Here is a 20,615-nt window from a genome sequence, read left to right on the forward strand (position 1 = left end):
GTCAGCGGCGTGAGCCACTCGACATTTGTCGCCGCGGGCTCAGGGTCAACGCCGACGACCAGACTCGATTGACCATTCAGCCCGCAAGAAGGTGAGCAACCTGCGGGCTGCCGGAGTGACCGCGGTCGACGCCCATGCCAGTGCGATTTCTCGCTGATAGGTGTTGGGCGTCAACGGGATTTCTCGAACCTTGCGCGAAGTGTGCTCGTCATGCGGTAGCAGCGCTATTCCCATACCTCGTCCGACCAACTCGCGGATGGTCGAGAACTCCGTGATCTCCACCGGCACGCGCGGCACGAAACCCGCATCACGGCACCAGCTTTCAGTCACTTGGCGCAGGTGATAGCTGGCTGGGTTGGCAATGAACGTCTCGTCGTGCAGCTCATCCAAACGGAGACGACGGCGGGCAGCGAGCGGATGCAATGCGGGTAGCACGGCCCTGATCTGTTGGCCGCCGATAAGTGCATGCTCGACGTCGCCGGGCGGAGGGATCACCACCGCCACGTCGAGCATCCCGGACTTGAGGTCGGCGGCCAATTCACTGCCGTGCGCCTGTTTGATCTGCAGCCGGATTCCCGGTGCGCGCCGGTGGAATTCAGTGACCAGGTTCGGCACCACGCCGGCCCCCATCGTCAACGGGAAGCCGAACCGAATGGTGCCGTGTTCAGGGTCGGCTTCACCGGCGATGGTTTCGACGATCGCTTCCAGTTCCCGCAGCGGGCGCCGAGTCTGCTCGGCCAGGTGTACCGCTGCCGGTGTCAGGCGCACGGCCCGGCCCTCCTGGGTGAGCAATCGAACGCCGAGCGTCTTCTCCAATGCGTGGATACGTCGACTCATCGACGACTGCGGAATCCCCAGGCTATCCGCGGCGCGGGTCATGTGTCCGCCTTGGGAGTCAAGCTCCTCGAGCGCCCGTAACTGTGGCGCAAGCAGACTCATCCATTGATCCATATTCGGATGGTAATCGCCAAAACATTCATTGGACGGATTGAAGTTGTCGGAGTGATGCTGGATTCATCGAGACAAGGAGCAACAATGAATACCGTTGAACCCGATGTCGCCGACGTCCTCCTCATCGGTGGCGGCATCATGTCGGCCACGCTCGGCGCGATGCTCAGTGTGCTGGAGCCCGAGTGGCGAATCATGTTGATCGAACGGGCATCCGACATCGCAACCGAGAGCAGCGGACCGTGGAACAACGCCGGCACGGGCCACTCCGGCTACTGTGAGCTCAACTACATGCCAGACCCCGCAGACGGCGCGGCGGCCACTGAGATCGCCAAACAATTCCAGCTGTCCCGCCGATGGTGGGCACATTTGGTCGAGCAGGGCCTGCTGGACCCGGCGACCTTCGTCCACGGCACCCCGCACATGGACGTGGTGTTCGGCGACCACGACGTGGCGTACCTGCGACGGCGGTTCGAAACCCTCAGCGCCGACCCACTGTTCGCCGAGCTTGAGTTCAGCGACGATCCCACGACGATCGCGCGCTGGGCACCGCTGGTGATGGCCGGTCGCGGCTCGGAGCAACCGGTTGCGGCGACCCGGCACCCCGGCGGCACCGATGTCGACTTCGGAGCGCTCACCCGTGGGCTGACCCGAATTCTCGCCTCGAACGGCGGCGAGATCCGACTCAACCACGACGTGCGCCGACTGGCCCAGGAACCCGACGGCACCTGGCTGGTCAGTGGCCGACGTACAGACTCGCGCAACAGGTTTCAGTTCAGGGCGCGGCACGTGTTCGTCGGTGCCGGCGGATTCGCCCTGCACCTGCTGCAGCGCGCCCACTTGCCCGAGGTCCGGGGTTACGGTGTCCTGCCCGTCGGCGCCGCCTTCCTCCGATGCTCGCGACCCGACGTCGTCGCTCAGCACGACGCCAAGGTGTACGGCCAAGCCGCGATAGGTGCCCCGCCGATGTCGGTGCCGCACTTGGACAAACGCGTGGTCGACGGCGAGGGCTACCTGATGTTCGGCCCGTATGCGACATTCAGCACCAAGCTCCTCAAAGGCGGCAGGCTCACCGACTTCTTCACGACGCTACGGTGGCACAACCTGCATGTGCTGGCCGCCGCGGCCGCGCAGAGCCTGCCGTTGGTGCGGTACCTGATCTGCGAGCTGCTCACTCCACGCAGCGGGAAAATCAAACAGCTGCAACGGTATTACCCAGGGGCTGACCCGCAGGACTGGGAACTGGTGCCAGCCGGGCAGCGAGCCCAGCTGGTCACTCCGGACGCCGAGCGCATCGGCGCACTGCGATCAGGAACCGAACTGGTCACCTCGGCCGACGGCACCATCGCCGGGCTGCTGGGTGCATCGCCAGGAGCCTCGACCGCCGTGCCGATCATGCTCGACCTCTTGCAGCGGTGTTTCCCCGAGCAATGGACCACATCGTGGCAGGAGCAGATGAACGGCGCACTCCACGATCGAGATACCGCTCCGGCGCTGGGCCTCTAACGCCAAATGGCCAGGTCTGCACGAGTCACCTGCGTGCGGACCTGGCCACTCAGCCAGCAAGACCTAGTGGGCGAAGTGCCGAGCGCCGGTCAGGTACAGCGTGATCCCGGCGGCGGCAGCGGCAGCGGTGACTTCGTCGTCGCGGACCGAACCACCCGGGTGCACAATGGCTTTCACGCCGGCGTTGGTCAGGGTCTCCAGGCCGTCGGGGAACGGGAAGAAGGCGTCCGACGCCGCAACAGCACCGCGCACCCGGTCACCGCCCCGCTCGACCGCGAGCCGCGCCGCGTCGACCCGGTTCACCTGGCCCATGCCGACACCGACGGTGGCGCCGTTGGCGGCGACCACGATGGCGTTCGACTTCACCGCACGGCAGGCGCGCCAGGCAAACACCAAGTCGGCCAACGTCTCTGGGTCGGCCGGGGTGCCGGTCGCCAGGGTCCAGTTGGCAGAGTCATCGCCCGCCGCGTCCAGCGCGTCGCGCTGCTGCACCAGCAGACCACCGCTGACCTGACGGAACTCGGTGCCGCCGGGCTGTGGCTCGGAAGCCACCAGGATACGAATGTTCTTCTTACGGCTCAGGATTTCGACGGCACCCGGCTCGAATGCGGGGGCAACGATCACCTCGGTGAAGATGTCGGCGACGGTCTCGGCCATCTCCTCGGTCACCGCCGTATTGGCCGCGATGACGCCGCCGAAGGCGCTCAGCGGATCGCACTCATGCGCCTTGCGGTGCGCATCGACAACCGAGATCGACGACACCGCAATGCCACACGGGTTGGCGTGCTTGATGATCGCCACGCAGATGTCCTCGTGGTCGAACGCCGCCCGCCATGCCGCGTCGGCGTCGGTGAAGTTGTTGTAGGACATCTCTTTTCCGTGCAGCTGCTCGGCCTGCGCCAGCCCCGGCCAGCCGGCGTCGTCGCTGTAGAGCGCGGCCTTCTGATGCGGATTCTCGCCGTAGCGCAGCACATCGGAGCGACGCCAGGTCGAACCGAGCCAGGCCGGCATGCCCGCGGCAGACGCCTCGTCATCGCCCGGCACCAGCACCGATCCCATCCAGGAAGCCACGGCCACGTCGTACTCGGCGGTGTGCCGGAAAGCCAACGACGCCAACTTCTTCCGCTCTTCGAGCGTGAAGCCACCGGCGTTGACGGCAGCCAGCACACCGTCGTAGCCCAGCGGGTCCACGACGACAGCGACGCTCGGGTGGTTCTTCGCCGCGGCGCGGACCATCGACGGGCCACCGATGTCGATCTGCTCGACGCACTCGTCCTCGGAAGCACCCGACGCGACGGTCTGCGTGAACGGATACAGGTTCACCACAACGAGTTCGAACGCCTCGACGCCGAGCTCGTCCAGCGCGGCGAGGTGCTCGGCCTTGCGGGTGTCGGCCAGCAGACCGGCGTGCACGCGCGGGTGCAGCGTCTTGACCCGGCCATCGAGCACCTCCGGGAATCCCGTGACCTCTTCCACGGGCGTGACCGGGATACCCTCGGCAGCAATGGTTTTCGCAGTCGACCCGGTCGACACCAGGGTCACTCCGGCCGCGTGCAGCCCGCGGGCCAGCTCCGCCAGGCCGGTCTTGTCGTACACGCTGATCAGCGCGCGCCGAATCGGTCGTCGCGTCATCCTATGGCCGCCTTTCGTCCACTCCACGTCACGCCGCGGAGGGCCACCGCGGCGATCACATCTACCAGCAGTCGTCGCTCGACGACCTTGATCCGTTCATGCAGCGACGATTCGTCGTCGCCGTCGAGTACCGCCACCGGCTCCTGCGCCAGGATCGGCCCGGTATCGGTACCGGCATCCACCAGGTGCACCGTGCTGCCGGTGACGCGCACTCCGTACGCGAGGGCGTCGGGCACCGCGTGCGCTCCGGGGAACGACGGCAGCAGCGCCGGGTGAGTGTTCAGCACCCGGCCTTGGAAGCGCGCCAGAAACGTCGGTCCGAGGATTTTCATGAAGCCCGCCGACACCACCAGATCCGGCTCATGGGCGGCGACCGCTTCGGTCAGCGCGACATCCCAGGCGGCCCGGTCGGCGTGGTCGCGCAACCGGGCGGTGAACGTCGCCGCACCGGCCGCCGCGCCGATCTCCAACGCTTGGCAATCCCGGTCCGTTCCTACCGCCACGACGCGCGCCGGGTAGTCACCAACCGCTGCTGCCAGCACCGATTCGAGCAGCGAACCGGTCCCCGAGGCCAGGACGACGAGCCGCGCCGGCGCAGTCGGGGGCACACGGAGCGGTTGCTGCACGGGAGCAGCCTAGTGGCCGTCGTCGTCGACGACGAAATGCGCCTCAGGGTCCTCGTCAGGGTCGAAGGCGATGTGTTCGCCGATGCGATCGGTGGTGCCGGACTGATATGCCTCGGCCGGCGCCGGGGTCATGTCCGGTTCGGGACGGGCCGGCCGACGGGGTTCGGCGGGTTTGGCCACCGGCTCAGGATCGGGTTCGGGCGCCGGCTCAGGTGCCGGCTCGGGGGCGGACTCGAACGCCGGGCCGCCCGCGAAATGCGAATCGTCATCAACATCCACGGCAGCGGCCGGGACGTCGCCGAACAGCACCTCGGTCACGGGTTCGTCGTCCTCGACGATCGCGGCGTCCGCGGGTTCGTCGTCATGCGGTTCTGCCACCGGCGCGACCGGCACCGGCCGCTCCGGGCGACGCGTCAGACCGCCGGCCATCGCCACCGTCAGACCGCCGATCGACACGAACCACAGGAACACCCCCGGCCCGAACGTCGTGTGGTCCACCCCGAGCTCACCGAAGTTGCCCAGGCGACCACTGCCGGCGATCGCGAGCATGACCATCATCACCGCAGCCAGCAGCGACGCCACCGCCAACTTCGCGAACGCAATCGGCCACGGGGCCGGGCGCCGCGCGCACTGCTGCCCCACCGCCACCGCCGAGGCCGCCGCGATGATCAGCAGCGCCACCCACACCGGACCCAACGGAGGTGACGGCACCGCGGCCAGCACCGGCACCGCGGGGACGTCGCCGCCGAGCACCGTGAACGAACTGAACGTCGCCAACCCGATGTGCACACTCGAGCCGACCGCCACCGCCGCGGATCCGACCATGACGTTCGGGATGTACAGCGCAGACAGCACGGTCAGGCTGAGCTGGCCGAACACCGAGTCGGTGATCCCGAACAGGTCGTGCATGGTCGACCAGTGCACGACCATCGAACCGACCGCGACCAGCCCAGACAGGCCGAGCAGCGCCAGCACTCCGGCGAGCGCCGCGCGCAGCGCTTCGGGGAGCCAGTAGGGCAGGTGGGCGTCGGTCAGGAGTCGTCCCTGCAGCCGAGAGCCGACGCCGATGGCCGCGCCGACCGCGTGCACAGCCAGCACGCAGCCGAACGCTTGGAGGGCGTTGGGGGTCTGCAGCTCGGTGAGCACCGACGACGCATCGTGGATCACCGCGATTGCGATTGCCGCGATCAGCAAAGGGCCGCCGAGGGCCGACGCGACGATCCACCGGACGACGAACCACGACGCACCCGGCCGCGTCGCCGCCGCCGTGGTGCGGGCGGTGCCCCACACCATCGCCAGCAGCGGGGCCAGCGGCATCACGCCGAGTTCGGCGCCGGCGATCGACACCGGCACGCCGTGCACGCCCAGCCACATGCTGGCCATCGCGCCGAACGCGCCGGTCAGATCGCTATTGGCGATGACCAGCTGGATCAGCGTCAGCGCAGCGATGATCGCCAGGGCGATGCCCGACGGGCCGAACGCAACCCGAAGCAGGTCACGCGCTTGGCGCGTACCGACTGGTCGGTTATCCACTAGCTGGGTCACTCCTCGCGCAGGTCTCACCCGCCGGTTGCGAGTGCCCTAGCGATTATGACGACGCCGGACCCGATTACTGCGGAGCCGGGGGCTGCTGGAAAGTCGTTGTCGGCTCGGAAGCACCCGGAACGCTCGGCGACGAGCCGTACGACGACGATCCGGCGACGGCCTCAGACGCCGACGGCTGCGGGGCCGACGACTGCTGCGGGGCCTGAGACTGACCGGCAGACGACTGCGGCTGACCGAACGCGGGGAATCCGGTCGGAGGGGTCGGCGGGCCCGAGTCGGCACCGTGCTGCGGCGCACCCTGCTGACCGGTGTAGCCGCCGATGGGACCGTTCTGCGGCTGCTGGTATCCGCCCTGCTGACCGAAGTGCTGGCCGGTCTGCTGGCCGTATTGCTGCTGGGGCTGCTGGCCGTAGTACTGGGCCTGCGGGTTGTAGCCCTGTGCCGGTCCGCCGTAGTTGTACGGATCGGGCTGCGGGCGCGGCGCGGGCGGCTGGATGACGCCGGCGTCGAGCAGCAGCGCAGCCACGGCGCTACCGGCCTGCAGCACGGACAGCACCAGCACGGTGTAGAGGCCCCACTCGACCTCGATGCCCTTGGGCGCCTGCACGATCTCGTTGATGACCAGCAGCAATGCCAGCACCGACAGGATGGCGACCCACGACTTGAAGCTCTTCTGCTTCGGCAGCAGGCTGACGCCGGCGAGCAGCGCGGCCAGGACAGCGACCACGATCGGGGCCTGGGTCAGGATGCTGCCGGTGCCCGCGTCGAGGCCTCCGGCACCCAACTGGGGCGCGAAGTTGAACCCGAAGATGAGCAGGCCGAGCGCGGCCACCGCGGTGGTCAGGTACTCCGGCAGTTTGCTCGGGCCGGCCGGCGCGGCGGGCGCAGCCGGGATCTGCTCGGGCAGGCGGTTGAACTGCTGGGTCGGCCCTCCGAACTGGTTGGGCTGCTGGGCGGGCGGATAGCCGGGGTTACCGGGCTGGTACGTCATGACCTCTCCTGTACCTGTCGACTCGACCAACCACGCTAGCGCACTTCATTAAGGGTGCCCTGCATGAGTTGAGCGCGCTGACCACCGGCCTGACCGGCCGCGACGGTGCTGAGCAAACTTGCCGACACGTCAGGCCGGGACGCGAACCGGACCCTGCGCCGCGTCCTGTTCCGCCTCCTCGATTTCCCGCACCAACGGCAGCACCTTGGCCCCGAAGTACTCGATTTCCTCCTGGAAATGCAGGAAGCCACCGAGGATCAGATCGACGCCGCGTTTGCGGTAGGCAGCAATCCGTTCGGCGATCTGTTCCGGAGTTCCGATCAACTTGGTACGAAAACCGTCGTTGTACTGCACCAGGTCATCGAAGCTCGAGTCCGCCCACATGCCTTTCTTGTCGCCGGTGGAGTTGCCGGCCTGCTGCACGGCCTGACGGAACCCCTCGACGGCCGGCCGGTTCGCCTTCGCGACGATCTCCCGGAGGACTTCTTTCGCCTCCCTCTCCGTATCGCGGGCGATGATGAAGCCGTTCAGCCCGAAGCGGACTTCCCGGGCAACCTGGCGGGCGTGGTCGCGAACGTCGACGAGTTGTTCGGTCACACCGTCGAAGTCCTTGCCGTTGGAGAAGTACCAGTCGGCGTAGTAGCCACCGTTGCGTCGTGCGGCGCTCGAGTTTCCGCCCTGGAACAGCTCCGGGTTGGGACGGTCGGCCGTGTTGAGCGGCTTGGGCTTCAGCGTGAAGTCGTGGATGCGGTAGAAGTCGCCCCGGAAGTCCACGTCGTCCTCGGTCCAGATCTTGCGCAGCACCTGGAGGAATTCAGCACTGCGGCGGTAGCGCTCGTCGTGTTCCAGCCAGGGCTCGCCCAGGTGCGTGAATTCGTCCTTGAACCAACCGGAGACGACGTTGACGGCGAAGCGCCCGTTGGACAGGTGATCCGCGGTGGCGCCGAGCTTGGCCAGCACAGCCGGCTGCCAGAGGCCCGGATGAACGGCCGCAATGACTTTCAGCCGTTCCGTCGCCAGCAGGAGGGCAAGGCTGAAACTCGTTGACTCGTGCTGGTATTCGGCGCCATAGCTGGCCTCGTACCGAACCTGGCTGAGGGCGTACTCGAAGCCGTTGTTCTCCGCGGTTTGTGCGAGCTTCTTGTTGTATTCGTAGTTCCAGTCGGTGCGCTGTTCGATGTCACTGGTCACCAGACCGCCGCTGACGTTCGGCACCCAGTAGGCGAACTTGACGTGGTCGGCGATGCGTTCAGTCGTCATGCGCCCATGTCAGCAAGTGCTGTGCCCATCGTCGTGGGTAACGTTCGCGATGAAGTTATCTCCCGATCGGTTCACGGGCGTCTCGAGGCTGCCGTCTCCGTCAAAACACCAGGTAATCCGCCTTGTTCGGCTTTCTGGCCACCCACCCTTGCGCCCCATACTGAAACACGTTCTAATTCACCGTATGGACTACGGGCTCGTACTTTTCACCAGCGACCGCGGCATCAAGCCCGCCGCCGCCGCCAAACTGGCCGACGATCACGACTTCACCACCTTCTATGTGCCCGAACACACGCACATTCCGATCAAGCGCCAGGCCGCTCACCCCACCACCGGCGACGAGACCCTGCCCGACGACCGCTACATGCGGACGCTGGACCCGTGGGTCGCGCTCGGGTCCGCCGCATCGGTCACGTCGCGGGTGCGACTGTCGACCGCGGTGGCGCTGCCGGTCGAGCACGACCCGATCACGCTCGCGAAATCGATTGCGACGCTGGATCACCTGTCAGGCGGCCGCGTGTCGGTCGGCGTCGGATTCGGTTGGAACACAGACGAACTCCAAGACCACAACGTCCCGCCGGCCCGGCGGCGCACCATGCTCCGCGAGTACCTGGAGGCGATGCGCGCGCTGTGGACCCAGGAAGAAGCCGAGTACGACGGCGAATTCGTGAAGTTCGGTCCGTCGTGGGCGTGGCCCAAGCCGGTGCAGTCGCACATCCCGATCCTGGTCGGCGCCGCCGGCACCGAGAAGAACTTCAAATGGATCGCCAAGTCGGCCGACGGCTGGATCACCACGCCCCGCGATTTCGACATCGATGAGCCCGTGAAGCTGCTGCAGGACACCTGGGCCGCGGCCGGACGTTCGGGCGCACCGACGATCGTCGCGCTGGACTTCAAGCCGGACGCCGACAAGCTGGCGCACTGGAAGAAGCTCGGCGTCACCGAGGTGCTGTTCGGGTTGCCGGACAGCGACGACGCGACCGTGTCCGCGTACGTCGAGAAGCTGGCCAAGAAGCTGAGCGACTTCGCGATCTGAGATCTGAGGCTCTCCGACGCTTTTGGCGTCGGAGAGCACCTCACCGCCGTGCCACGATTGATCCATGCGGATACCAGCGCTGGTTGTCGCCACTTGCGCAACGCTGCTCGGTTGTTCGACTGAGGAGTCTGTTTCGGCCCCTTCAACCACTTCGGCGACAAGCACCGCTCCCAAAGTCGTTTCCACGACGCCAGGCCCACCGGAGATCGAAGAGGACTGCGGCGTGGTCCACCAATACAGAACCGAAACGACGTACGCCATTCGAGGCAGTAGGAACATCGACTGCGCCGAGGCGCGTCGGGTTGGTGAACTGTGGTGGGCCACACCCAACGGAACTGCGGGCTACCACGTCGAGTTCGAGAACTGGAACTGCCTTGCCGAAAGCGGCAGGTTCCAGACGCGCTGCACCCGGTCCGACTCGGCGGTGGTGCTGTTGCAGAACCGACAGGCCGAGTAGAGCCCGTCAACTGTTGACGAAACGGTTCGTTCCCAGGGCAGTTCGAGGATTTGCCGCGCACGCGGAACGCGGAGTCTTCAAAAGTGATCTTGTCGTCGTGCAATTCCGCGCATGGCTTGCTCATTCTGGTCACCTACGCTAGTGCTGCTGAGACAATCACGGGGGTGTCATGGGTATTTCAACAATCCGCGCCGCGAGCCCACTCCGCTTGGTTGATGGCGGCGAAGACCTCCAGAAGAAGGCCGCCACACTCGATGGAGTCATCGGCGATCAAGTTCGCGCTGTACACAAGTTAGAAGAGACTTGGAAGGGCAGCGCTGCCAACGCTGCGCGCGCGAGCGCTTATCGACTCCTCCAACGACAGCATCGAACCCATGAGATTCTCGCGGCGCTCTCCACCACAATGACGACGGGCGGTTGGAGCCTCGTCCATGTCCGCGACGCTCTACTCAATTGGGTAGACACGGTTTTGCAAATGTTCAATGTGTCTGATGACGGCGTCGTCACCACACGTCCGCCACATAACGGCCCGGCTTGGACTTCTATTGCGACGGCATTCACCAAATGCACCCAAGCACTAATCAAGGCATTCATGGACTCCGACGCCAGGCTTGCCAATCAGTTGAATGCCATTGCGGGCGGGAACCTTCCAGGGAGTCCGCCAGGAGTTGACCCGGATAGTTTCAACAATCCGCAAATAACCTACGACCAGAACATGGCTGGGTTCGGCAATCCGGCAGATGGCTCGGGCGGTGTCGGTGTTCCCAACACTGATCTTTCAATTATGGGCATGACGCCCGACGGCCGGATGTTCACGATCCAGGGTGATTCCGCAAAAGGCTCGAATCCGGACGGCGGACCGGGTCCGCGCCTGGACAAGGGCGGCAATAACAACATCATCTACTGGAAGATGGACGAGCATGGCAAATGGGTTCCCGACGAGGTGGTAAACAATCCATTCCCGACTCAGATCGGGCCAGACGGAAAACGTGATATCTCGACAATTCCGACGTCGACATTTAACGTCGGGGACACGATGTACACGTCTGTCATGAATGTGTCGTCGTGGAATGAGCCACGCAAGTTCCCTGGCCAACCAGGCTGGTATACCAACAGCTCCCAACTATACAAATCCAACGATGGGGGCAAGACGTGGAATCCTGCAGGTGATCCGTGGCAGAACAACGGAGCACGCACCAATCCATTTCAGGTCCAGAGTTTCACCCCATCACAAGATGGCAAGTACGTGTACATGTACGGCACACAGGACGGCCGAACCAATGATGGCCTGCACGCAGCCCGCGTCCCTGTCGAGTCAATAGAAAACCACTCGGCTTACGAGTACTGGGATGGAAACAAATTTTCCGCAAATCAAGGTGCCGAGACTAGCCCTCCCATCATCAAGACTCCTCCCGGTGTAACAGGTATCGGCGAGCCGAATGTGCATTTCTACGAAAACAAAGTGCTGGTGACCTTCAACGACGAAAAGGGCGGCGTCTTTACGAGTTCATCAGTCAACGGAGAAGCCCCATGGACTAGTCCGACAAAAGTCGTAGAGCAAAGTGGACTTTACGGAGCATTCCAATCACCGTTCTCTGGTGGAGATTCGATAAGCACCACGCTGTCAGTGTGGAACCCATATGGCACAGCGCTTTATGACGTGCAGAACAAGGACACGCAAGGCCTGGGGGCGTACTGAAAATGCTGATCAGAGATACGCTTAGAACCGCCTTCATTACCGCGGCGGTGCTCATCACGACCATCGTCGGGTGCACGCCGGCTGCGCCGGATCGCTCAGCGGCAGCCGATTCGACGTCCGCGCCGGAACCTTTGCCAGTCCCGGGTTTTCCCGACCTGTCGACGTTCAAAGAAGCCGACCACGGCCGCTTCTTCATGATCAACAGGCCTCAGGCACAAGGCTTCTGGTTCAGCGCACCTGGTGATCTGAACTGCGGAAACAACGCCTACCCGGATGCAAAGTTCGAAACACTCAGCTGCACCGGCCCCCGCTCAGACAAGGGCCCCGGGCTCTGGAGTGTGACGGTCGACGCCCGCGCAGACGGTCCAGCCACAATCGAGCAGCTCTTTCCCAACCCGAGTTATGCCGGACCAGTAGATCCTGCGCCGCCGCTACTACCCGCCGGAGAAAAGGTGACAGCCGACAAAGGTGTGTCCATGTGCAGTGTCACTACGGACGGCACCACCGCATGCCGCCTGGGCAGCCACGGATTCATCCTCACGCCAGACAAGACCACACTGTTCTGATACGTCGAGATTGACCAAATGGTCGCGAAACCTGCTGCAGAACAACCATTTCGTCGATCTCGACGCCGCAGATCAGGCCAGTACAGCCCGGTTGCCCTCGTCGGTTGAGGTCACGACGATCTTCGCTCCCAGCGGTTCGCCGTCGCACAGCAAGGCCATCAGGTCAGCATCGGTCGTCGTCGCCAAGAACCGACTCCCGTCGCCGTCGAGGCGCCCAATGATGATGCCGGTGTTGGGAGTCCAGTCGTATCGGACGGTGTAGGTCTCGATGGTCGCCGGGCCGTTCGCATGCTCGACGACCGCAACCGCCGGCCACGACGCAACCTCGGCACACAATTCAGCACTGTCGTCCGCCACCCAGTCGGCCGGCTCGGTCGAATAGATGCCGACAGAGAACTTGCTGGCGATGCCGCCGTTCGCACCCACCAATGCGAATTCGCCTGGGGTTTCCCGCATTCGGGTGACGGCCTCAGCGATGCCGTGCAATGAGTAGTTGTTTCCCGGGCCGCCGAAGTACGGCAGGCCGCCGGTCAGCGTCAGACCACGCGGGTCGTCAACGGCAAGGTCGACACCGTCGCAGATGTTGAACACCGGGAACGGGAAGCAGCTGTACAGGTCGAACGCCGAAACGTCGTCGAGCCCAATTCCGGCTACCCGCAACGCTTCTTCCACAGCCAGCACCGATGCCGGGCTGGCACCGACGTCTGGACGGTCGAGCAGCTTCTGCTCCTTCATGTCCGCATGCCCACGCAAGTACACCCACTTGGATTCCGGCACACCAAGTTTGCGCGCCGACTCCACCGACATGAGCAGCGCCGCTGCGCCCATGTTGACCTGGTCGCGGGCCACCATCAGCCGCGGATACGGGTCACAGATCATCCGGTTCTTGTCGGTGACGGTGACCAGCTCGTCGACAGTGCGCTCCACCGGCGCCGACGAATACGGGTTCTTGGCAGCGACTTTCGACATCGGAGCGAACAGCTCCCCCATGGCCTCTCGGTAGTCCTGCACGGACAAACCGAGCCGCGCACGCCGCGCGTTGTCCAACAGGCCGTATTGCACCGGCGCACCGATCAGCCCGTGCCGCACGGTGTACTCGTCGAAGATGCCGTCGTAACCGTAACCACGGTCTTCGAGCTGACCGTCGATGGTCTCCGAGTGATCGGGCTTGTCGTCGCGGCCGTCGAAATACCTGAGGCTCGAAGTGTTCTCCGACCCCATGACCATCACGACGTCGGCGCGGCCGGCCACGATCTCGCCGGCGAACTCGGTGATCAGGTGCTGCGGGCTCTGCCCGCCGATGACTTCCAGCACCGCGCGGGCCGGGTCAGCGCCGATGCGCTGCGCAACCGAGCGCGGGTAGTTGTTGGACTTGCCGAGCGGCGCGGGCGTCCGCCCGGAGATCTCGAACTGGCGGGTGCCGGCGATGGTGTCGATCGCAGCAGCGACGGCCGCGCCGTCGGCCCCGGTGTCCTGCAGCGCCGCCTGCGCGGCTGCGGTGGCGAGGTCAACCGACGACATCCCGCGGTAGTCGGGGTCCTCCAGTCGCTCGGCGAACTGACCGACACCCACGATCACCGGCGTACGCGGATCGACACCCATTACAAACCTCCAGGCAACTGTTAATTCGATAGGCTAACCGATTGCGATGAAGACGCCACAATGCGGGTAGCTGCACATTTGCGTCAGGAGGTACCCGCGGGGCGACGTACGGTTGTGCAATGGCCGGTCCGAAGTCGATCACGGTCGGCGCAACCGGATGCGCTGTCGGTGACGACCACTACATTGCATGCGTAACCAGCCAACACCACGGTTTCGTCATTTCGCCGACCGGCAGTTGGACCTTCTAACCCACGACAAGTCGAACGTACAACTATCTAGACGTACATCTAATTCGACGTACAATTGCCAGATGAATTGGCCGATTAGACCCATGTCGCTCGTGGTCGGCGGTGTCGTCCCTCCCGAGAACGTGGTGGGCCGCGTACGCGAACAGCAGGAGATCCTGGCCAGCCTGCCCGACGGCGGCGCTGCGCTCGTCGGCGACCGCCGACACGGCAAGACATCACTGTCCCGCCTCGTCGCCCACACCGCGCGACTGCAGGGCCTGACCGTCGTCTCGGTCAGCGCTGAGAGGCAGACCTACGCCGAGTTCGTCACAGCCCTCGCCGCCGAACTCGGCCGCGTCGACAACGCCCTGCGCCAGGAGGTCGACCGCTGGAAGGTGGCAGTCGGTACCGGGCCGTTCAAGTTCGAGCGAGTCCGCGCCGACGCCGCCCTCGACGACCTGCTGCAGCGCGCCGTCGCACGCACCAAGAACGGCCCACTGGTGCTGTTCATCGACGAGGTCACCGTCCTGGCTCGAAACCTCGAACGCGAAAAGCCCGGCGGCGGAGACGCATTCCTACATCTGCTGCGCCGGTTCCGTCAGGACAACTCCGGCCGGCTGGCAACCGTCCTCTCCGGTTCCATTGGCTTCCACCATGTTTCGGAAGACGCGCTCAGCTCGGTCAACGACATCCGCAAGGTCACGGTCGGTCCTATCCGCCACGACCACGCCACCTACCTGGCCGAGTGCCTGCTGCTCGGCGCGAATGTCCCGACCACCGACCGGCATCAGGTCGCGGAATCCGTTGCAGCCGCGGCGGAGAACGTGCCGTACTACATCCAGCACCTGGTGGCGGGCGCTGCGCGGGAGGGCGCCGTCAAGCCGGGCCGGATCGCGGAATTGCTCGCGGCCGCCATCACCGACCCACACGACCCGTGGGACCTACGGCACTACCGTGACCGACTGCGCAACTACTACGGCGACGACGCACCCGCCATCGCCGGCCTGCTCGACATCTACGCCCATGCCCCAACACCTTTGAGCGTCGACGCAACACTGCAGTTCCTGAAGACCGAGGGCTCACCTATCAGCGACCGCGACCAGCTCGTGTCGTTCATCGAACGCCTCGAGCAGGACCACTACCTGCGCCGCGTCGGCGACGACGACTGCTTCGCGTCCGGTCTGGTGCAATCGGCGTGGCGCGCCATGAGGCGGTAGGCCATGACCCACCCTGCGTTCTCGCCCGGCACCGTCGACCCCGCGGACCTCGACGCCCGCACCGTCGGCCGCGGCCCACTGCTCAAGCGTCTGACGGACCGCATCGTCAGCTCCGCGCAGGACGGCTCCCGCCCGCACACCTTGCTCATCGCACCGCGCGGCGCGGGCAAAACCCACACGCTTCAGGTAGCGATCCATCGGGCACTGAAACAGCGCAAGGCCGCCAAAGCCACACTGCTGCTGGCACTTCCAGAGGACGCACTGGCCATCGGCAGCTACCCGGATCTGCTCGTCGAGCTGCTGCGTACGCAGGGCCAGGAGATCCACGAGCGGGCTCGCGATCTCCGCGGCGACGCACTGGAACTGGAACGGGAAATCCTCGACCTGGCCGAGGGTCGCATGGTGCTGGTCGCGATCGAGAACGCTGACCGGATCTTCGACGCCATCGGCGAAGCGGGCCAGGGCAGCTTCCGAGCCTGGGTCGAAACCTCCACCGCCGTCTTGGTTTTCGCCACAGCCCCGGCGCTGTTTCCGGCCGTCTCGTCCCGCACCCACCCGTGGTACGGGTCATTCATCATCGAGGAACTCCCCGACCTCACCGAGACCGACGTCGCCGAACTCCTCGCGCAGCACGCCCGTGACCGCGAATTGGCTTCGTACGTCGAGACTTCCGAGGGGCGCGCCAGGATCGGCGAGGTGGCGCAGATCATCGGCTGGGCGCCGCGCGCCTGGCAGATCATCGCCGAGACCGTCGACCGAGCCGCACTAGAGAGTGTCGCTCCCGCCGCCGACGCGGTACTCGAACAGCTGACGCCGCACTATCAACAGTTGTTGTGGCAGCTGCCGGCCGGAGAACAACGCCTCGTCGTCGAACTCGCCCGCGCCGACGGTCCGCGGACGGTGACCGATCTTGCTGCTGCCGTGGGCATTTCGAATCAGTCGGCATCGGCGGCGCTGGGTCGCCTCACGACCGGCGGCTGGGTCCACGCCGCAAAAGCGGAGTCCGGCGATCGCCGCGCCACCTGGTACGACCTCAGCGACCCGCTGCTCCGGAACTACGTGCACCATCGCGAGCGCCGCGCACCCTGACGCCGCCAAAACAACAATGCCCCGCACCACCAGGTGCGGGGCATTGCCGAAACTACTGAATCACAGCGACTGCAGGATCTCGCGAGCCAGCGCAGCGGTGGCCGACGGGGTCTTGCCGACCTTCACGCCGGCGGCCTCGAGGGCCTCCTGCTTGGCGGCGGCGGTGCCCGACGAGCCCGACACGATGGCGCCGGCGTGGCCCATGGTCTTGCCCTCCGGAGCGGTGAAGCCCGCGACGTAGCCGACGACCGGCTTGGTGACGTTGGCCTTGATGTAGTCGGCGGCACGCTCTTCGGCGTCGCCACCGATCTCGCCGATCATCACGATGACCTTGGTCTCCGGGTCCTTCTCGAACGCCTCGATGGCGTCGATGTGGGTGGTGCCGATGACCGGGTCGCCGCCGATGCCGATAGCGGTCGAGAAGCCGAAATCGCGCAGCTCGTACATCATCTGGTAGGTCAGGGTGCCCGACTTGGAGACCAGACCGATCGGGCCCTTGCCGGTGATGTTGTTCGGCGTGATGCCGACCAGCGCCTCACCGGGGGTGATGATGCCCGGGCAGTTCGGGCCGATGATGCGGGTCTTCTGACCCTTCTCGACGTTGTAGGCCCACGCGTAGGCGCTGTCCTGCACCGGGATGCCCTCGGTGATGACGACGAGCAGCGGGATCTCGGCGTCAATGGCCTCGATGATGGCGTCCTTCGAGAAGGCCGGCGGCACAAAGGCGATCGACACGTCAGCGCCGGTCTCCTTCATGGCCTCGGCCACCGTGGCGAACACGGGCAGCTCGATGTCGTTGCCGTCCTTGTCCACGTGCGAGACCTTGGTGCCGGCCTTGCGCGCGTTCACGCCACCGACGACCTGGGTGCCGGCCTTCAGCATCAGCTTGGTGTGCTTGGTGCCCTCACCGCCGGTGATGCCCTGGACGATGACCTTGGAATCCTTGTTCAGGAAGATAGACATAAGTAGTTGGCTCCCTTACTTGTTCGCCAGCTCGGCGGCTTTGTCGGCACCGGAATCCATGGTCTCGGCCTGGATCACCAGCGGGTGGTTGGCCTCGGCCAGGATGCGGCGGCCCTCTTCGACGTTGTTGCCGTCGAGACGAACGACCAGCGGCTTGTTGGCCTCGTCGCCCAAGGTCTTCAGCGCGCCGACGATGCCGTTGGCGACCGCGTCACACGCGGTGATGCCACCGAAGACGTTCACGAAGACGCTCTTGACCTGGCTGTCGTTCAGGATGACGTCCAGACCGGCGGCCATCACCTCGGCCGAGGCGCCACCACCGATGTCCAGGAAGTTGGCGGGCTTCACGCCGCCGTGGTTCTCACCGGCGTACGCGACGACGTCCAGCGTCGACATGACCAGACCGGCACCGTTACCGATGATGCCAACCGCGCCGTCGAGCTTGACGTAGTTGAGGTCGTGCTCCTTGGCCTTGAGCTCGAGCGGATCGGTGGCGTCCTTGTCCTCGAACTCTTCGTGGCCGGGCTGGCGGAAGTTGGCGTTCTCGTCCAGGGTGACCTTGCCGTCGAGGGCGAGGATCTGGTCGTCCGGGGTGCGCACCAGCGGGTTGACCTCGACCAGGGTGGCGTCCTCACCAACGAAGACCTCCCACAGCTTCTGGATGGTCACGGCTGCGGCGTCCAGCACCTCGGCGGGCAGCTTGCCCTTCTCGGCGATCTCACGAGCCAGCGCCAAGTCGACACCCTTGACCGCGTCGACGGGCACTTTTGCCAGGGCGTCGGGGTTCTCCTCGGCGGTTACTTCGATCTCGACGCCGCCCTCGACCGAGCACATGGCCAGGTAGGTGCGGTTGGCGCGATCGAGCAGGAAGGAGATGTAGTACTCCTCCGCGATGTCGCTGGCCTCGGCAACGAGAAGCTTCTTGACGACGTGGCCCTTGATGTCCAGGCCGAGGATGTTCTGCGCGTGGGTGAGGGCGTCCTCCGGGGTGGCGGCGTACTTCACGCCACCGGCCTTGCCGCGGCCGCCGACCTTGACCTGCGCCTTGATCATGACGGGCTTGCCGATTTCTTCGGCGATCGCCTTGGCGTCATCGGCGGATTCGGTGACCCGGCCCGGTGTAGTAGGAACGTTGTGCTTGGCGAACAGCTCTTTCGCCTGGTACTCGAAGAGATCCATGAGCTCTGAGAAATCCCGTTCTGTCTGCGTTGACGGTTGAATTCACTTCAGCATTGGGCCGCACTGGCTCGCTCGGCACTTTAGCCATGTACTAATGAGTAGCCTGCACCGCCTACCACCCATGTGGTACATCTCACCCGACAGCCACGAGTGAGGCAAATCACAGTTCCCGGCCAATGGCATCGATAGGTTGCCAATCGGTTCTGATTTTCAGTACCGTCATGGGCGGTCTCGGTAACGGTACGGTCACGGAGCAAAGGAATTTTCGGTTGGCTGAGCACGATTCGTCTGGAACTCCCCTCGGAGAGGCGACGAACGCCGGCATCACCGAGAACGCTGACCGCACCACCATCAAGCTATCCCGCGCGATGAGCCCCGCCGAAGTGACCGACATCATCCCGTTCAACGAGTTCGGCGATCTGCACGATCTGGACCTCTCCGAGAGCGCTTTCGACCGCGATTCCCGCGTCAACGCCGCCCCCGAGCTCGACGATCTGGACGACACCGACGACCAGACCCCCCTGATCCTGACTGTCCCGGCCGAATTCCGGCAGCCCGAGGGCGCCCAGCGCCTCTCCGCGAGCGCCTACCGCGACAGCCACACCGATACCAGCAATGGTCTCGACGACACCGACGTCATCGATCTGCGCGCGAGCCGCGGCACCCACCGCAAGCCTGAGCCCGTCAACGGCGTGAAGGGCCGCCTGGTCGCCGCTGCCATGGCCGTCGGCGCCACCGCCGCCGCCGGGTACTCCATGATGACCAGCGCCGATCAGCCGACCAGCACCAAGCTGGCCGCCGATCAGGTCCTGGCGTCGGGTTCCGCCGGCTCGAGCGATGGCATCCAGATCGTCAACGTGGCACCCGCCGCCTCGTCCGGCGCCGTACATGCCCAGGAACTGGCCAATGGCGCTGCCTTCGCGCAGGAGCGCGCCGAGCGCGAAGCCCGGCTGGCCCGCCCGCTGTTCGTGATGCCGACCAAGGGCGTGTTCACCTCAGGCTTCGGCTACCGCTGGGGCGCACTGCACGGCGGTATCGACATCGCCGGCCCGATCGGCACCCCGATCGTCGCCGTGTCCGACGGCGTTGTCGTCGCCGCGGGTCCGACCGCTGGTTACGGCGCGTGGGTCAAGGTCCGCCACTCGGACGGCACCGTGACCCTGTACGGCCACGTCAACACCTGGGTGGTGTCGGTTGGCCAGCGTGTTTTCGCCGGCGACCAGATCGCCACCATCGGCAACCGCGGCAACTCGACCGGCCCGCACTGCCATTTCGAGGTGCTCATGGGCGGCAGCCAGCGCATCGACCCCGTGCCGTGGCTGGCGCAGCGTGGCTTGAGCCCGGGTAGCTACGTCGGCTGATTCGTGACGGACGACAACTCCGCCGATGGGCCGTTGTCCGACCCCACCCAGACGTTCGGGCGCCAGTCTGACGACGAACCCAGAACCGGCCTGATCCGTCGGGTACCGACGGGCCCGTTCCCGGCTGCTGACGCACCGCCCACCAGCATCATCCGCCGCACCCCAACCGGCGCCATCCCTGTCGCCGACGCTCCGCAGACCAGCATCATCGAGCCCGCGACGGGCCTGATCGCCGCTGAGGATGCTCCGGCGACCACGATCATCCCGGCCTCGGCCCCGGTTCCAGCTGTCGAGGACACTCCGACGCCGGCGCCGAAGCCGCCGCCCGGCCCGTTCGCCGCCTGCGCCACCGCCACGGCCTGCATCCTGAGTGGCTGGGCGACGGCGGTCATCGCCACCTCGCTGATCGCCGGGTGGTGGCGCACCGATCCGCTGTTCTGTGTCGCCATCGGCTTCCTCGCCGCGGTCGGCTGCGGCGCCACCATCGGCGGGCAGATCGCCGTCCTGCTACGGCGCCGCACGGGCCGGGTGGTGGTGGTCGTCGGTGCCTTGGTGACGCTGGTGATCTTCGCCAGTTTGTTCGTCGCGGGGGCGAAACTGCCGCCGATCGTCTACGGCATCCCGGTGCTGCCCATCGCGAGCATGGTGCTCGCGATGCTGCCCGTCACCGGGCGCTGGTGCACCAAAATCTGACGCACCGAGTCGAATCCG

The 20,615-nt window shown here is 65.5% G+C and carries 18 protein-coding genes; 9 read left to right on the forward strand and 9 right to left on the reverse strand.

The genetic code is table 11. From position 1 onward, the window contains the following. Positions 1-45: 45 nt before the first annotated feature. The gene (locus A7G45_RS01410; protein ID WP_260932773.1) at positions 46-951 is read right to left on the reverse strand and encodes a LysR family transcriptional regulator; all 906 of its coding nucleotides are present in this window, start codon (positions 949-951) and stop codon (positions 46-48) included. Positions 952-1,035: 84 nt separating this feature from the next. On the opposite strand from A7G45_RS01410, the gene mqo reads away from it, so the two are divergent. Then, the gene (mqo, locus tag A7G45_RS01415) at positions 1,036-2,454 is read left to right on the forward strand and encodes a malate dehydrogenase (quinone) (protein WP_260932774.1); all 1,419 of its coding nucleotides are present in this window, start codon (positions 1,036-1,038) and stop codon (positions 2,452-2,454) included. A gap of 63 nt (positions 2,455-2,517) precedes the next feature. Here mqo and purH read toward each other — a convergent pair whose 3' ends face one another. The 5 genes from purH to sfnG all read right to left on the reverse strand — a co-directional run bounded on the left by purH (position 2,518) and on the right by sfnG (position 8,508). Next, on the reverse strand, positions 2,518-4,086 hold the full coding sequence (gene purH, locus A7G45_RS01420; RefSeq protein WP_260932776.1) for a bifunctional phosphoribosylaminoimidazolecarboxamide formyltransferase/IMP cyclohydrolase: 1,569 nt from the start codon (positions 4,084-4,086) through the stop codon (positions 2,518-2,520). Next, a complete protein-coding gene (purN, locus tag A7G45_RS01425) occupies positions 4,083-4,712 on the reverse strand; it encodes a phosphoribosylglycinamide formyltransferase (protein ID WP_260932779.1) in 630 nt (209 codons plus the stop codon). The genes purH and purN overlap by 4 nt, the downstream gene beginning before the upstream one ends. 9 nt (positions 4,713-4,721) lie before the next feature. Beyond that, the gene (locus tag A7G45_RS01430) at positions 4,722-6,245 is read right to left on the reverse strand and encodes a cell division protein PerM (protein ID WP_260932781.1); all 1,524 of its coding nucleotides are present in this window, start codon (positions 6,243-6,245) and stop codon (positions 4,722-4,724) included. A 76-nt stretch (positions 6,246-6,321) separates the two neighbouring features. Further along, positions 6,322-7,248 (reverse strand): DUF5336 domain-containing protein, encoded by a 927-nt coding sequence (locus A7G45_RS01435; RefSeq protein ID WP_260932784.1) that lies wholly within the window; start codon positions 7,246-7,248, stop codon positions 6,322-6,324. Between the two features lie 129 nt (positions 7,249-7,377). Then, positions 7,378-8,508 (reverse strand): dimethylsulfone monooxygenase SfnG, encoded by a 1,131-nt coding sequence (sfnG, locus tag A7G45_RS01440; protein ID WP_260932789.1) that lies wholly within the window; start codon positions 8,506-8,508, stop codon positions 7,378-7,380. 184 nt (positions 8,509-8,692) lie between these two features. Here sfnG and A7G45_RS01445 point away from each other — a divergent pair, with 184 nt between their 5' ends. The 4 genes from A7G45_RS01445 to A7G45_RS01460 all read left to right on the forward strand — a co-directional run bounded on the left by A7G45_RS01445 (position 8,693) and on the right by A7G45_RS01460 (position 12,266). Continuing rightward, positions 8,693-9,544 carry an LLM class F420-dependent oxidoreductase gene (locus tag A7G45_RS01445; RefSeq protein ID WP_260932793.1) on the forward strand — a complete coding sequence of 284 codons (852 nt, stop codon included), beginning with the start codon at positions 8,693-8,695 and terminating at the stop codon, positions 9,542-9,544. A 223-nt stretch (positions 9,545-9,767) separates the two neighbouring features. Next, positions 9,768-10,001: a hypothetical protein gene (locus A7G45_RS01450; protein ID WP_260932794.1), complete on the forward strand. Its 234-nt coding sequence runs from the start codon at positions 9,768-9,770 to the stop codon at positions 9,999-10,001. Positions 10,002-10,170: 169 nt separating this feature from the next. Then, positions 10,171-11,700, forward strand: a complete 1,530-nt coding sequence (locus A7G45_RS01455; RefSeq protein ID WP_260932796.1) for a DUF4185 domain-containing protein — start codon at positions 10,171-10,173, stop codon at positions 11,698-11,700. Positions 11,701-11,702: 2 nt separating this feature from the next. Then, positions 11,703-12,266, forward strand: a complete 564-nt coding sequence (locus A7G45_RS01460) for a hypothetical protein (RefSeq protein ID WP_260932800.1) — start codon at positions 11,703-11,705, stop codon at positions 12,264-12,266. Between the two features lie 72 nt (positions 12,267-12,338). On the opposite strand, the gene A7G45_RS01465 is transcribed toward A7G45_RS01460, so the two are convergent. Further along, the gene (locus A7G45_RS01465) at positions 12,339-13,868 is read right to left on the reverse strand and encodes an acetyl-CoA acetyltransferase (protein ID WP_260932803.1); all 1,530 of its coding nucleotides are present in this window, start codon (positions 13,866-13,868) and stop codon (positions 12,339-12,341) included. 331 nt (positions 13,869-14,199) lie between these two features. Between A7G45_RS01465 and A7G45_RS01470 the strand changes: the two genes are divergently transcribed. Together A7G45_RS01470 and A7G45_RS01475 are read left to right on the forward strand one after the other, a co-directional pair. Then, positions 14,200-15,312, forward strand: a complete 1,113-nt coding sequence (locus A7G45_RS01470; RefSeq protein WP_260937884.1) for an ATP-binding protein — start codon at positions 14,200-14,202, stop codon at positions 15,310-15,312. A gap of 3 nt (positions 15,313-15,315) precedes the next feature. Next, positions 15,316-16,401: a MarR family transcriptional regulator gene (locus tag A7G45_RS01475; protein WP_260932806.1), complete on the forward strand. Its 1,086-nt coding sequence runs from the start codon at positions 15,316-15,318 to the stop codon at positions 16,399-16,401. A 60-nt stretch (positions 16,402-16,461) separates the two neighbouring features. Here A7G45_RS01475 and sucD read toward each other — a convergent pair whose 3' ends face one another. Together sucD and sucC are read right to left on the reverse strand one after the other, a co-directional pair. Further along, the gene (gene sucD, locus A7G45_RS01480) at positions 16,462-17,364 is read right to left on the reverse strand and encodes a succinate--CoA ligase subunit alpha (protein WP_020099021.1); all 903 of its coding nucleotides are present in this window, start codon (positions 17,362-17,364) and stop codon (positions 16,462-16,464) included. 15 nt (positions 17,365-17,379) lie between these two features. Further along, a complete protein-coding gene (sucC, locus tag A7G45_RS01485) occupies positions 17,380-18,543 on the reverse strand; it encodes an ADP-forming succinate--CoA ligase subunit beta (RefSeq protein WP_260932819.1) in 1,164 nt (387 codons plus the stop codon). 269 nt (positions 18,544-18,812) lie between these two features. Here sucC and A7G45_RS01490 point away from each other — a divergent pair, with 269 nt between their 5' ends. Both A7G45_RS01490 and A7G45_RS01495 read left to right on the forward strand, forming a co-directional pair. After that, positions 18,813-19,904 (forward strand): M23 family metallopeptidase, encoded by a 1,092-nt coding sequence (locus tag A7G45_RS01490; RefSeq protein WP_043390982.1) that lies wholly within the window; start codon positions 18,813-18,815, stop codon positions 19,902-19,904. Between the two features lie 3 nt (positions 19,905-19,907). Then, a complete protein-coding gene (locus tag A7G45_RS01495; RefSeq protein ID WP_377042095.1) occupies positions 19,908-20,597 on the forward strand; it encodes a hypothetical protein in 690 nt (229 codons plus the stop codon). Positions 20,598-20,615: the final 18 nt, after the last annotated feature.

The organism is Mycolicibacterium llatzerense, assembly GCF_025331195.1.
GTDB lineage: Bacteria > Actinomycetota > Actinomycetes > Mycobacteriales > Mycobacteriaceae > Mycobacterium > Mycobacterium llatzerense.